At 68.6% G+C, this 13553-nt stretch carries 10 protein-coding genes; 9 read left to right on the forward strand and 1 reads right to left on the reverse strand.

Annotation, left to right across the window (positions count from 1 at the left end; all coding sequences use genetic code 11):
• Window positions 1–55: 55 nt before the first annotated feature.
• Window positions 56–976 carry a glycosyl transferase family 90 gene (locus tag BLW83_RS09390; RefSeq protein WP_218139109.1) on the forward strand — a complete coding sequence of 307 codons (921 nt, stop codon included), beginning with the start codon at window positions 56–58 and terminating at the stop codon, window positions 974–976.
• Here the strand turns inward: BLW83_RS09390 and BLW83_RS09395 are convergent.
• The gene (locus BLW83_RS09395) at window positions 973–2394 is read right to left on the reverse strand and encodes a peptidoglycan-binding domain-containing protein (protein ID WP_090847955.1); all 1422 of its coding nucleotides are present in this window, start codon (window positions 2392–2394) and stop codon (window positions 973–975) included. The genes BLW83_RS09390 and BLW83_RS09395 overlap by 4 nt on opposite strands.
• 96 nt (window positions 2395–2490) lie before the next feature.
• Between BLW83_RS09395 and BLW83_RS09400 the strand changes: the two genes are divergently transcribed.
• The 8 genes from BLW83_RS09400 (at window position 2491) to BLW83_RS09435 (ending at window position 13552) form a co-directional block, all read left to right on the forward strand.
• On the forward strand, window positions 2491–3477 hold the full coding sequence (locus tag BLW83_RS09400) for a glycine--tRNA ligase subunit alpha (protein WP_245728752.1): 987 nt from the start codon (window positions 2491–2493) through the stop codon (window positions 3475–3477).
• Between the two features lie 85 nt (window positions 3478–3562).
• Window positions 3563–4261 carry an FkbM family methyltransferase gene (locus BLW83_RS09405; protein WP_218139110.1) on the forward strand — a complete coding sequence of 233 codons (699 nt, stop codon included), beginning with the start codon at window positions 3563–3565 and terminating at the stop codon, window positions 4259–4261.
• A complete protein-coding gene (locus BLW83_RS09410) occupies window positions 4261–4743 on the forward strand; it encodes a DUF6446 family protein (protein WP_090847956.1) in 483 nt (160 codons plus the stop codon). Before BLW83_RS09405 ends, BLW83_RS09410 begins: the two co-directional genes overlap by 1 nt.
• Complete coding sequence (gene glyS, locus BLW83_RS09415) at window positions 4740–6872, forward strand: glycine--tRNA ligase subunit beta (protein ID WP_090847957.1); 2133 nt, start codon at window positions 4740–4742, stop codon at window positions 6870–6872. Before BLW83_RS09410 ends, glyS begins: the two co-directional genes overlap by 4 nt.
• A 197-nt stretch (window positions 6873–7069) precedes the next feature.
• Entirely contained in the window at window positions 7070–8257 is a 1188-nt protein-coding gene (kynU, locus tag BLW83_RS09420) for a kynureninase (protein ID WP_090847958.1), read from the forward strand.
• Window positions 8257–9351 carry an efflux RND transporter periplasmic adaptor subunit gene (locus BLW83_RS09425; RefSeq protein ID WP_090847959.1) on the forward strand — a complete coding sequence of 365 codons (1095 nt, stop codon included), beginning with the start codon at window positions 8257–8259 and terminating at the stop codon, window positions 9349–9351. Before kynU ends, BLW83_RS09425 begins: the two co-directional genes overlap by 1 nt.
• A 2-nt stretch (window positions 9352–9353) precedes the next feature.
• Window positions 9354–10487 carry an efflux RND transporter periplasmic adaptor subunit gene (locus tag BLW83_RS09430; RefSeq protein ID WP_090847960.1) on the forward strand — a complete coding sequence of 378 codons (1134 nt, stop codon included), beginning with the start codon at window positions 9354–9356 and terminating at the stop codon, window positions 10485–10487.
• The gene (locus BLW83_RS09435) at window positions 10484–13552 is read left to right on the forward strand and encodes an efflux RND transporter permease subunit (RefSeq protein WP_090847961.1); all 3069 of its coding nucleotides are present in this window, start codon (window positions 10484–10486) and stop codon (window positions 13550–13552) included. The genes BLW83_RS09430 and BLW83_RS09435 overlap by 4 nt, the downstream gene beginning before the upstream one ends.
• Window position 13553: the final 1 nt, after the last annotated feature.

A 13553-nucleotide genomic window follows, 5' to 3' on the forward strand; every position in this document is an offset into this window, starting at 1 on the left:
TGCCGTCGCGCTCCTGCCGGCTGACCCACGATACCACACGCTTTCTGGCGACGGTTTGCGCATAAAACCCGCCCGCCCCAAGGCGGTGTCGCCCAGATCCATTGCCGCAAGCGCGGACATCGGCACCTTTCATCCGCGCTTCGGCTACATCGTGGACATGTGGGACCGCCGCACCCGCAGCACCAGCGACAATATTACCCCTCCATTTCCGGTGTTCAGCTTCAACCGATTGGCGGGTGAGCCGGGCCGGGTGCTGTGGCCGCTGGCGGGTTTTCACGATCCCTCCAGCGCCGGCTTTCTGGGCAATCTCGAATCGGGTCGTATCGACTGGGATGACAGGCTGCCCCGGGTGGTCTGGCGTGGCGGCACCGGGGGTCGCGCCCTTGGCAGCGGCGCCGGCCACGGCGAGGGGATGCGCCTGATCTCTGCCCTTCGTCGCCATCGCGCCGGCACGCTTGGCCGGCGGAAGCTCGAGCGGGTAATCCGCAGCACCCATCGCTGGCTGGTGCTGGATCGCGTCAAGGACGACCCGCGTTTCGATCTGGGTTTCGTGGATTCTGCCGACTATGTCATTTCCGACACCCCACTGCACGCATATTTGGAACGTCCCCGATTGACGCCGCAAGACATGCAGCGCTTTCGTTATATCGCGGTGCTGCGTGGCAATGATGTCGGGTCCAGCTTTTACTGGACCATGAACAGCGGCAGCGTGGGGTTCGTTCAGGAAACGCCGTATGAGACCTTTGCCTCGGGGCATTTCCGCCCGTGGGAACATTACATCCCCTTTGCCGAGGATGGCAGCGACCTGCCCGCGCGGCTGGACTGGGCCGAGGCAAACCAGCAGGAATGCCGGGCCATGGTCCAGCGGGCAACCAGGGTCTGCGCGCTGCTGGACCGCACCGATCTGCGGGCAGAGGCGCTGGCCGGTGTGATCCAGCGCGTGACCGAGCGGATCACGGCAACGGCGGCTGGTTAATCCGCTGCGGTATCAGGCAGCTCCTCGCCCGCGCTCTTAGCAATGGCACCGTCGCCCGCCGCCCCCTCGACCGGCGCGAAACGCAGGCTGTCGGCGATTTCGGCGGCGAGGCGGGGCTGGTCCTCGGCATCCGCCAGCGGCCAGATCAGCACCGTGCCTTCGACCTGGCCGTTCACGACGCGCGCCTCGGCCTGGCCGATATGGGTGTCGTTGCGGCCGATCAGGCTGGCGTTTCCTTGCGCGATCCGCCGCTCGGGCGCGGGAACCCAGCCCAGCGCCGTGACCAGCCCGGTGAAATCCAGCATCTCTTGCTGGCCGCCGGGCGCGCGATACAGGATCAGCGCCGCGCCTGATTCGTTGCGCGGGCCATAGATCGACAGCCCCTGTTCGTTGCGCAGGAACTGGATGCGGTCCATCGGCGCGGTCAGGCTCAGCCCCGATTGCGGGTCATTCAGCGTGGTCAGCTGCATGTCCGCGCGCCACGCCTCGCGGCGCTCGATCAACGCCTGCATGGCCGAGCCCGCGTCGGGGGCCGCGCGCAGGGTCAGCACCTCGGCGGCGATGGCCGCGTGGGTCTGGGGGCCGGCGGCACCGTCGATCTCGCCCTCGTATCGCCCGGCCCAGCGCAGGGCGCGCTGCACCTCGTCCATCGGCGGCATCATGGCATTGCCGGCGGGCGGCAGCTGCGGGTCGGCGCCCTCGTCCAGCGGCTCGCCCAGATCCGAGGCCGGCAGCACAGCGGCAAAACGCCCCACCCGCTCGGCCGCGCGGAATGCGGCAAGCCACGGCTCGGCCACGCCCGGCGCGACCGGACCCAGCGTGATGGCAAAGCCGCCGTCTTGCTGCTGCCACAGCCCCGCCTCGGGGAAATCCGCGCGCCATTCGGCCAGCGCCGCATCCGCCGATTCGCGGGTGTCATAGCGTTGCAGCCGCAGATAATCGCCCGAGGGCAACTCGACTGCCGGTTCGGGCTCGGCTGCGTCCTCGGCCTCGGCCCCGGACGCAAAGGTCGATGCCCCTGCGGCCGGCCCCGCCGCCGGTCCCGCGTCCGGCGCCCCATCCGGCCCATCATCTTCGCCAGCCTCGACATCTGCCGCGGCCTCTGCACCACCCTCTGGCGCGGTGACGGGCACCGCGCCCGACGGCACCGGCACGATGAAACTGTCCGCCGGAATCTGCCCGGCCCGCTTGAGCCGGGAAATCTCGGCCTGCGCGGCCTCGCGTTCCATCGGGCCGATGCCGATGCCGGTCCAGCCGCCGGCCAGCGGGAATGTCACCACCTCGGGGAAACGCGCGGACCAGCTTTCCACCACGGCGGCGGTGTCGGGGCCGCGCTTGGCCTCGACCCGCAGGACCACCGGTTCGGCCAGGGCCATGCCCGGCAACATCGCGACGATCAGAAACCCAAGCCTGCGCATTGGCGGTCCCCCTGTTCCGGCGGTCTGATTGACCCGGCCCCGGCCGCCCCCTATTAGCGGCCTGCATTCGCGTCAGATATGCGAAAGGACGCAGGGATGACCAGCCCCGACCCGACCCGCAGCGCCAACATCGGCAATTCCCCCCCGCCGCCGCCCGACCGGCCGCGGTGTTTTCAGGACGTGATCCTGCGCTTGCAGGGTTATTGGGCGGCCACCGGCTGCGCCGTGCTGCAACCCTATGACATGGAGGTCGGGGCCGGCACCTTTCACCCGGCGACCACCCTGCGGTCCCTGGGCTCGCGGCCGTGGGCGGCGGCCTATGTGCAGCCCTCGCGCCGGCCGACCGACGGGCGTTACGGCGAAAACCCCAACCGGTTGCAGCATTATTACCAGTATCAGGTCATCATCAAACCCTCGCCCCCCAACCTGCAAGAGCTGTATCTGGGCAGCCTGCGCGCCATCGGGCTGGACCCGCTGATCCACGATGTCCGCTTTGTCGAGGACGACTGGGAATCGCCGACGCTGGGCGCCTGGGGCCTTGGGTGGGAGGTCTGGTGCGACGGAATGGAGGTCAGCCAGTTCACCTATTTCCAGCAGGTCGGCGGCCATGACTGCCGCCCGGTCTCGGGCGAGCTGACCTATGGGCTGGAACGGCTGGCGATGTATGTGCTGGGGGTCGAGCATGTGATGGACATGCCCTTCAACGACCCCGACGCGCCGATCCCGCTGACCTACGGCGACGTTTTCCGCCAGACCGAGCGTGAATATTCGCGCTGGAACTTCGACGTTGCCGACACCGACATGCTGTTTCAGCATTTCAAGGACGCCGAGGCCGAATGCGCGCGCATCCTGTCCGCCGCCGAAACCGACGCCGCCGGCCGCCGCATCCCGATGGCGCATCCGGCCTATGACCAGGCGATCAAGGCCAGCCATATCTTCAACCTGCTGGACGCGCGCGGGGTGATCTCCGTGACGGAACGGCAAGCCTATATCGGCCGGGTGCGGGCGCTGGCCAAGGGCTGCGCCGACCTGTTCCTGACCACCGAGGCCGCCACCGGCGCCAGCACGGAGGACGCGGCATGAGCAGCAAAAAGCACATCGAGAGGGCCGTGCAATGAGCTCGTCCAGAACAACTCATCTTTTGCAAGAGCCTTGGTTTCGGGCAATGATGACCAAGCGCCAGCCACGCGGCCTTTGGCAGACTGTCTTGTGGCGTTCCATGCATCTTCCGGGCGCCGCCGGCCGCAGTGCCGCGCGCAAACTGCGTCGGTCGCTGAAACGGATGATCGAACGGGATTTTCTCGATCTGGCGAAAAGCCTTCCACCCAACTCTCTGTGCGTGGATCTGGGCGCCAATATCGGCACGATCACCGACATCCTGCTGGATCATGGGCACCGGGTTATCGCCTTTGAGCCTGATCCTGCAACATTCAAGGTGCTTGCCGAAAACGTTGGGACGCGCGCGGGGGCTACGCTGGTGCAGGCAGCGGCCGGCACTGCCGAAGGAACAGCAACGCTGATGCGTGACAAGGAATGGAATCCAGAGACGTTATACGGCTCAGAAGGTTCGTCACTGGTCGAGACCAGCGGACGAAAAGCCGAAGATGCCGTGGATGTGCGCGTCGTCGATCTTGCCGCATATCTTCGTGACATCGACGAAGACATAGCCCTGCTGAAGATGGATATCGAGGGGGGCGAATGGGATCTGATTCCGCATCTCGACCGCGAAGGTTCCTTCGACCGAATCGATCACGTTCTGGTCGAGACGCATGAATGGTCGGACCCTAGTCGAGAGGCAACTGCGGCGCATTTCCGGGAAATGGCTCGCACCCGAAGCCATCCGAAATTTCAGATGGACTGGATCTGATGAGCACCGGCAAGATCATGATTTCCATGCTGCTGCTGGTCGCGGCGCTGACCGGCGCGGCGGTCTGGTATTTGCAGGTCTACGGGTTTTACGAAGAGGTGGACGAAATCACCGGCGCCGCCGAGATGGTAGTGACGCTGCCCGACGGAACCTCCCGTGCGGTGCCGGTCGGCGGGTTTCACGCGATCGACGCGGCGTCCTCTCCGATCCGCTGGCGGGCGTGTTTCACGCTGGACCCGGCGCAGGTCGCCGATGCCGTGCCGTATGAGGGCGCGACCCCCCTGAACGGTCCCGGCTGGTTTCGCTGCTATTCCGCCCGCGCATTGACCAGCGATCTCGCCGCCGGCAATGCGGTCGCGGTGCTGGGCCAGTCCGAGATCCGCCCCGACGTGGACCGGGTGATCGTGGTCTATCCAGACGGCCGCGCCTTTGGCTGGCACCAGTTCAACGAAAAGAACCCTGCGCGCGGAGTCATGGACTGATGGATCTGCTGATCGAGCTGTTTTCCGAAGAAATCCCCGCCCGGATGCAGCCGCGCGCACGCGACGATCTGCGGCGCCTTGTCACCGACGGGCTGGTCGAGGCCGGGCTGACCTATGTTTCCGCCGGCGCATTTTCCACGCCGCGCCGGCTGGTGCTGGCGGTCGAGGGGCTGACCCCGCAGTCCAAGCCCGTGCGCGAGGAACGCAAGGGCCCCCGCACCGACGCGCCCGAAAAGGCGATCGAGGGTTTCCTGCGCGCCACCGGCCTGACGCTGGACCAGCTTGAACGCCGCCCCGAGAAAAAGGACGAGGCGTATTTCGCCATCATCGAGCGCCCCGGCCGCGGCGCGCCCGACATCGTGGCCGAGGTGCTCGAATCCGCGATCCGCAATTTCCCGTGGCCCAAGTCGATGCGCTGGGGCAGCGGCAACCTGCGCTGGGTCCGGCCGCTGCACTCGATCCTGTGCATCCTGTCGGACGAGGCCGGCGCGCAGGTCGTGCCGCTGACCATCGACGACATCGCCGCCGGCGACACCACGCGCGGGCATCGCTTCATAGCCCCCGACCCGATCCGCGTTTCCGGCTTTGACGATTACGCCGCCAAGCTTTTGCGCGCCAAGGTCATGCTGGACTCCGCCCAGCGCGAGGCCGCGATCCGGCAAGAGGCCGCCAATCTCGCCTTTGCCCGCGGCTGGGAAATCGTCCCGGACGAGGGGCTGATGGCGGAACTGGCCGGGCTGGTCGAATGGCCCGTGCCGCTGATGGGGGTGATCGAGGCGAAATTTCTCGACCTGCCGCCCGAGGTGCTGCAAACCTCGATGCGCGAACACCAGAAATTCCTGTCCGCCCGCAACCCGAAAACGGGGCGGATCGAGGGCTATGTCACCGTCGCCAATATCGAGACCCCGGACCACGGCGCCACCATCCTGCACGGCAACCAGCGCGTGCTGGCCGCCCGCCTGTCGGACGCCGCGTTCTTCTGGGACAACGACCTGCGCGAGGCCCGCGCGGGGATGCAGGACTGGGCCGAGGGGCTCAAGGCCGTGACCTTTCACGCCAAGCTCGGCTCGCAGGCCGACCGGGTGGAACGCATCGCCGCGCTGGCGCGCGAGATCGCGCCCGCGGTGGGGGCGGACCCGGCGCTGGCCGAACAGGCGGCGCGGGTTGCGAAACTGGATCTGCGCTCTGCCATGGTGGGCGAATTCCCCGAATTGCAGGGCACCATGGGCCGCTATTACGCCAAGGCCGCCGGCCTGCCCGATGCGGTAGCCGATGCCGCAAGCGATCATTATTCGCCGCTGGGTCCATCGGACGAGGTGCCCTCGGCCCCCGTATCGGTCGCGGTGGCGCTGGCCGACAAGCTGGACACGCTGACGGGGTTCTGGGCGATTAACGAAAAACCCACCGGCTCGAAAGACCCGTTCGCGCTGCGTCGGGCGGCGTTGGGGGTGATACGGTTGGTGTTGGGGAACGGAGCGCGCGCAAGCCTGTCCGCGTGGATGAACACGGCGTTCGGCGCCCATCATCAGGCGCAGGAGGGCAAGGATGCTTCGAATCAGCCTCATGCCCCCGAGACTGCCAGCGAATCCCTTACGAATGATGAACAGGACCTCCTCGCCTTCCTCCACGATCGCCTGAAAGTCCACCTCCGCGACCAGGGCATCCGCCATGACATCATCGACGCGCTGCTGCACATGCCCGGCAATGACGACCTGACACTGGTCGTCAGCCGCGCCACTGCCCTGAACGACATGCTGAAAACCGAGGACGGCACCAACCTGTTGCAGGGCCTCAAGCGCACCAACAACATCCTTGCGCAGGCCGAGGACAAGGACGGCGTCGAATACTCCTTCGGGGCCGATCCGAAATACGCCGACACCGATCAGGAACGCGGGCTGTTTGCCGCCCTCGACGCCGCCGAACCGGCCATCCGCGCCGCCGTCAAGGCCGAGGACTTCCCCGCCGCCATGTCCGCCATCGCCGCCCTGCGCGCCCCGGTCGATGCGTTCTTCGAGGCGGTGCAGGTCAACAGCGACAACCAGATCCTGCGCCGCAACCGCCTGAACCTGCTGTCGCGCATTCGCGAAACCGGCCGCCTCATCGCCGATTTCAGCCGGATCGAGGGGTAGCCCGCAGCTCCGCCGGACGGGGGCCGTCTGCCCCCGCGAGGCCTGCGGCCTCTTCCCCCGAGGATATTTCAAAACCGCCCGAAGCCCCCTTTCGGGCGGTTCTCAAATATCCTGGGGGAGGCCCGGCACGGGCCGGGGGCAAAGCCCCATCTTGCAGCGGCGCCACAGGCTGCTAGCGTCTGCGCAGGAGGAACCGCATGACCGATTTCACCGCCACCCGCCGCGCCTTTCACCTGCCCCCGGGCATCACCTATCTGGACGGCAACTCGCTGGGGCCGATGCCGCGCCACGCCGCCGACCGCGCGGCCGCGATGATGCGGGACGAATGGGCGGAAATGCTGATCACCGGCTGGAACCGCGCCGGCTGGTATGTGCAGCCGCGCCGCGTCGGCGACCGCATCGCGCGGCTGATCGGCGCGGGCGAGGGGCAGGTCGTCATGGGCGACACGCTGTCAGTCAAGGTGTTCCAGGCGGTGTCCGCCGCGCTGCGGCTGCGTCCGGGACGGCGGGTGATCCTGTCGGACAGCGGCAATTTCCCCTCGGATCTCTATGTCGCGCAGGGGTTGGCCGATGCGGTGGGGGCCGAGCTGCGGGTGGTGGCCCCCGAGGATGTCGCGGCGAATATCGACAGCGATCTGGCGGTGCTGATGCTGACCGAGGTCGATTACCGCACCGGCCGGCGCCACGACATGGCCGCACTGACCGCCGCCGCGCATGACGCCGGCGCGCTGGCGGTCTGGGATCTGGCGCATTCGGCGGGGGCGGTCGATGTGGACCTGCTGGGCGCGGATGCGGATTTCGCGGTGGGCTGCACCTATAAATATCTCAACGGCGGGCCGGGGGCACCTGCCTTCATCTGGGCGCATCCGCGCCATGCCGATGCTGCGCAGCCCTGCCTGCAAGGCTGGATGGGGCATGCGGCGCCCTTTGCATTCGACCAGTCCTATGCCCCCGCCCCGGGGATCGAGCGGATGCGGGTCGGCACGCCGCCGGTGATCGCGCTGACCGCACTGGATGCGGCGCTGGACGTGTGGGACGGCGTGGCGCTGCCCGACCTGCGCGCCCGTTCGATCGAGTTGTCCGAGGCGTTCATCCACGGGGTCGAGGCCGCCTGCCCCGGCGTCACCCTGCATTCTCCGCGCGACCCCGCCCGGCGCGGCAGCCAGGTGGGGTTCCGCCACCCCCATGCCCATGCGGTGATGCAGGCGCTGATCGCCGAGGGGGTGATCGGCGATTTCCGCGCCCCCGACGTGCTGCGTTTCGGTTTCGCGCCGCTTTACAACGATCTGGACGACGTGGCGCGGGCCGTCGATAGGCTGGCCGCGATCCTGCGCGACGGGCGCTGGGACCGGCCGGAGTTCCACCAGCGCGCCGACGTGACCTGATGGCGGGGCGCGCGCATTACATCGGCCCGGCGGTGCTGGCCCTGCTGGCGGGGGCCGCGGTGCCTGTCGCCGCCCCGGCGCAGCCTGCGCAGCAGCCGCTCGCCGTCGAATTCGTCGAGGTCAGCCAGCAGCCGCTGGTGCTGGACCTGCGGCTGGTCGGCACCATCGCAGCCAGCGACAGCATCGACCTGTCCTTTCCCGCCGGCGGGCGCATCACCGAAATCACGGTCCGCGCCGGCGACCGGGTCAGGGCCGGCGATCCTCTGGCGCGCACCGACGGCGTCCAGCAGCAGCAGGCGCTGAACCAGGCGCTGGCCGCCGTCGCCGCGGCCGAGGCGATGCTGCAGCAGGCCGACCAGGCCGCGATCCGCGCCGCCGAGATGCTGCGCCGGGGCGTCGGCACCCGCGCCGAAAGCGACATGGCCGGTCAGGCGCTGTCGGCCGCGCAGGGCCAGCTGGCCTCGGCCCGCACCGGGGCCGATCAGGCGCAGCGCGCCGTTGACGACACGGTGGTCCATGCCCCCCGCACCGCGATGGTCACCGCCCGCATGGCCGAGCCGGGGCAGGTCGTCGGCGCCGCGCAACCGATCCTGACGCTTGCCGCGCTGACCGGGTTCGAGGCGGTGTTCAACGTCCCCGACGCGCCGCATCTGGATCAGGCGCTGGGGGCGCCGGTCTCGCTTGTGCCGCTGGACCGGCCACAGGCGACGCTGTCGGCAACGGTGACGGAAATCGCGCCGCTGGTCGATCCGGCCACCGCCGCCGTGACGGTGCGCGCGACCATCGACCCAACCGCGATCGGTGAGGTGCTGGACGGGGGGCTGCTGGGCGCCGCGGTCGAAGGCGTGGTCCACCTGAAAGCCGGCACCGGCATCGACATCCCGTGGACCGCCCTGACCGCGACCGGCGAAGGTCCGGCAGTCTGGCGGATCGACGACGCCGGCGCGGTCCATGTCACCCCGGTCGAAATCGAGCGTTTCACCACCGGCGGCGTGGTCCTGAAATCCGGGGTCGCCCCCGGCGATATCGTCGTGGGCGAGGGCTCGCAGCTGATGTATCCCGGACGCCATGTCCGGCCCGGAAAGGGACGCTGACGATGCGCAACGCCCATATCCTTGCACCGGCCTTCACGCTGGTTCTTGCACTGGCGGCACCCGCGGCAATGGCGCTTGAGCTGCCTTTCGCCCGCACCCCGGCGACCGCCGACGCGCCTGCCCCCCGCCCCGTCGTGACCGAGATCGTTGCCCCGAACGACAGCGCGCTGAGGCGCAGCGTCCCCGGGGTGATCGCCGCCGCGACCGAGGTGCAGATGGCGTTCCAGACCCTTGGCCGGATGATCGAACGCCCGGTGGACGTGGGCGACCGGGTCGCGGCCGGCGACGTGCTTGCCCGGCTCGATCCCGAGGATCTGGCCGGCAATACCCGCGCCGCCGCCGCCTCGTTGACCGCGGCCGAGGTCAACCTGACCACCGCGCGCAACACCGCGGACCGCGTGCGGTCGCTGTCGGAACGCAACGTCGCGCCCGCCGCGCAGCTGGAACAGGCGCAGCAGGCGCTGTCGGCGGCGCTGTCGGCCGTGGATCAGGCGCGGGCGCGGCTGGAAAGCGCCCGCGACGCCGAAGGCTACGCCGTGATGGCCGCCCCGATTTCCGGCGTGGTCAGCGCCGTGCGCGCCACCCCGGGCGCTGTGGTCGCCGCGGGCGATCCGATCCTGACCCTGTCGTCCGAGGACGACCTGGAGGCCACCATCGACCTGACCGAGACACAGTTGCAGGGCATCGCCCGCGGCACCGAATGTCTGATCTGGCGCGACCGCGAGACCGAAGAGCCGGTGCGCGGCCATGTCAACCGCATCTCTCCGGTCGCGGACCGCCAGACGCGGACGCGGCGGGTCTATATCACCCTGCCCTCTGGCAGCGGCTTTCGTCTGGGCAGCCTGATCCGGGTCCGCCGCGCCGCCGATGCCTCGGACGCGCTGACCGTGCCGGTCGAGGCGCTGGTGGCCCGGCCCTCGGGCGACAATGACAGCGCCGTCTGGGTCGTGCGGCGGATCGGCCCCGACGCGGCCACCGTCACGCTGCAACCCGTCGTCACCGGCGGGCAGGCTGGCGGACAGATGGCGGCACGGGTCGAGGTGACGCAAGGGCTCGCCGCGGGCGACGAAGTCGTGATCCGCGGCGTCAATTCGCTGACCGAGGGTCAGCAGGTCGGCAGAAGGGTCAACCCGTGACAGAACGCCGTTCGTTCAACCTGTCCGACTGGGCGCTGCACCACCGCTCGCTGGTGTGGTTCCTGCTGATCGTGTCGATGATCGCCGGCACGCTGGCCTATCGCGGCCTCGGCCGCGAAGAAGACCCCAGCTTTACCGTCAAGATCATGGTGATCTCGGCCGCCATGCCCGGCGCCACCACCGCCGAGACGCTGGAACAGGTCACCCACCGCATCGAGACCAAGCTCGAAGAGCTGGACGAGCTGAAATTCACCCGCTCGGTCACCATGCCGGGACAGACCGTGGTCTATGTCGAGCTGCTGCCCACCGTGCGCGGCGAGGCCGTCACCCGCACCTGGCAGCAGGTGCGCAACATGATGAACGACCTGCGCCCCGAGTTTCCGCAGGAATTCGCCGGCTTTCAGTTCAACGACCGGTTCGGCGACGTGTTCGGCAATATCTACGCATTCACCGCCGACGGCTTTACCCAGCGCGAGCTGCGCGACCGGGTCGAGGCGATCCGCAAGCAGGTGCAGGCCCTGCCCTCCGCCGGCAAGACCGCGCTGCTGGGGGTGCGGGACGAGGAAATCTATCTGGAATTTTCCTCGGCGCGGCTGGCGGCGATGGGGCTGAACGAACAGCAGGTGTTGCAGACGCTGGCCGCGCAGAACGCCATCGCGCAGTCGGGCATCGTGCAAGCGGGGCCGGAACAGGTGCTGGTGCGCGTCGGCGGCCAGTTCGACACGGCCGAGGCCATCGCCGCGGTCAACCTGCGCATCGGCGACCGTTTCTTCAACCTGGGCGAGGTCGCGCGGGTCAGCCGGGGCTATGCCGACCCGCCCTCGACCCTGTTTCGCCATAACGGCGCCGAGGCGATCGGGCTGGAAATCGCCATGCGTCAGGGCGAAAACATCCAGAGCTTCGGCGCGGAACTGGACGCGCTGATGGCCGGCATCGCCGCCGACCTGCCGGTGGGCATCGAGATGCATAAATTCGCCGACCAGCCGCAGGTGGTCGAAAAGGCCGTCGGCACCTTTGTCAAGGCGCTGGCCGAGGCGGTCGGCATCGTGCTGCTGGTCAGCTTTCTCAGCCTCGGGCTGCGCGCCGGGCTGATCGTCACGCTGACGATCCCGCTGGTGCTGGCCATCACCTTTGTCATCATGAATGTCTGGGGCATCACCTTGCAGCGGGTGTCGCTGGGCGCGCTGATCATCGCGCTGGGGCTGCTGGTCGACGACGCGATGATTGCCATTGAAACGATGATCTCGCGGCTGGAACAGGGCGCAAGCCTTGGGGATGCGGCCAGCTATGCCTGGACCTCGATCGCATTCCCGATGCTGACCGGCACGCTGGTGACGGTGGCGGGGTTCATTCCCATCGGGCTGAACGACTCGATGGCGGGCGAGTTCACGTTTTCGCTGTTCGTGGTGATCGCGGTGTCGCTGGTGGTCAGCTGGGTGGTGGCGGTGCTGTTTGCGCCGCTGCTGGGCGTCACGCTGCTGCCGGCAAAGCTGAAACACCACACGGGCCGCGCCGGCCCCCTGCGCCGCGGCTTTCACGCGGCTCTCAGGCTGGCGATGCGGTTTCGCTGGACGACGGTGCTGGCGACGCTGGCGCTGTTTCTGCTGTCGGTGGTCGGCATGGGCGGGGTCGAGCGGCAGTTCTTTCCCTCGTCCGACCGGACCGAGGTGCTGATCGACATCACCGAACGGCACAACGCCTCGATCGCGCGCACCGATGCCTCGGTCGCGGCGCTGGATGCGTTCCTGTCGCAGCAGCCCGAGCCGCTGTTCTGGACCAGCTATGTCGGTCAGGGCGCGCCGCGATTCGTGCTGGCGATGGACGTGCAGACACCGGGGCCGTTCATGGGTCAGATGGTGGTGCAGACCCCCGACATCGCCGCGCGCAATTCGCTGAAGCTGAAGCTGGCCGAATTCGCCGAATCCGAGCTGACCGGGACGGACATCTACATCAAGAACCTGGAAATCGGCCCGCCGGTCGGCAAGCCGGTGCAGTATCGGGTCAGCTCTGCCAACCCCGACGAGGCCCGCGACGCCGCCCGCGGGCTGGCCGCGGTGCTGGCGACCGAGCCGCGGCTGCGCGACATCGCGCTGGACTGGAACGAGCCCGCCCGCGTGGTGCGGGTCGAGGTGGACCAGGACCGCGCCCGCCAGCTGGGCTTGTCCAGCCAGGACGTGTCGAACGCGCTGGCGGCGCTGTTTTCCGGCAAGATCGTGACGCAGCTGCGCGACGGCATCTTCCTGATCAACGTGATCGCCCGCGGGGCCGAGGCCGACCGCCAGTCGCTCGAATCGATCCGCAACCTCGAACTGGCGCGGCCCACCGCCTCGCCCATCCCGCTGGGGGCACTGGCCCGGCTCAGCTACGACACCGAGGCGCCGCTGGTCATGCAGCGCAACGGCGTGCCCACGGTGACGGTCAAGGCAGCGGTCGAGACCGCCGACCAGCCCGCGACCCTCGTCGCCGCGCTGGCGCCGCAGGTGGCGGAATACGCGGCGGGGCTGCCGGCTTCGGTCCGCATCAACGTGGGCGGAACGGTCGAGACCTCGGGCGAAAGCCAGGCCCCCATCGCGGCGGTGGTGCCGATGATGCTGCTGGTCATCGCGACGCTGGTGATGATCCAGATGCAGGGGTTCCGCCTGTCGCTGATCGTGTTCGCCGCGGCGCCGCTGGGGCTGATCGGAGTGGTGGCGACGCTGCTGCCGTTCGGCGTGCCGCTGGGGTTCGTGGCGATCCTTGGAATCCTTGCGCTGGTGGGAATCCTGATCCGCAACTCGGTGATCCTGGTCCATGAAATCCAGGTGCTGATTGCGCGCGGCCATTCGCGCTGGAACGCGGTGTTCGAGGCATCCGACAGCCGCGCACGGCCCATCCTGCTGACCGCGGCGGCCGCCAGCCTCGCGCTGATCCCGATCTCGCGGCAGGTGTTCTGGGGACCGATGGCCTATGCGATGATGGGCGGCATCATCGCCGGCACGCTGATCACGCTGCTGTTCGTGCCGGCACTTTACTGCGTGGTGTTCGGAGTGCGCCCGCCCGCGCCCGATCAGGCACCGCCTGCCTGAA

The sequence above is a fragment of the Paracoccus alkenifer genome (assembly GCF_900108405.1).
Taxonomy (GTDB): Bacteria; Pseudomonadota; Alphaproteobacteria; order Rhodobacterales; family Rhodobacteraceae; genus Paracoccus; species Paracoccus alkenifer.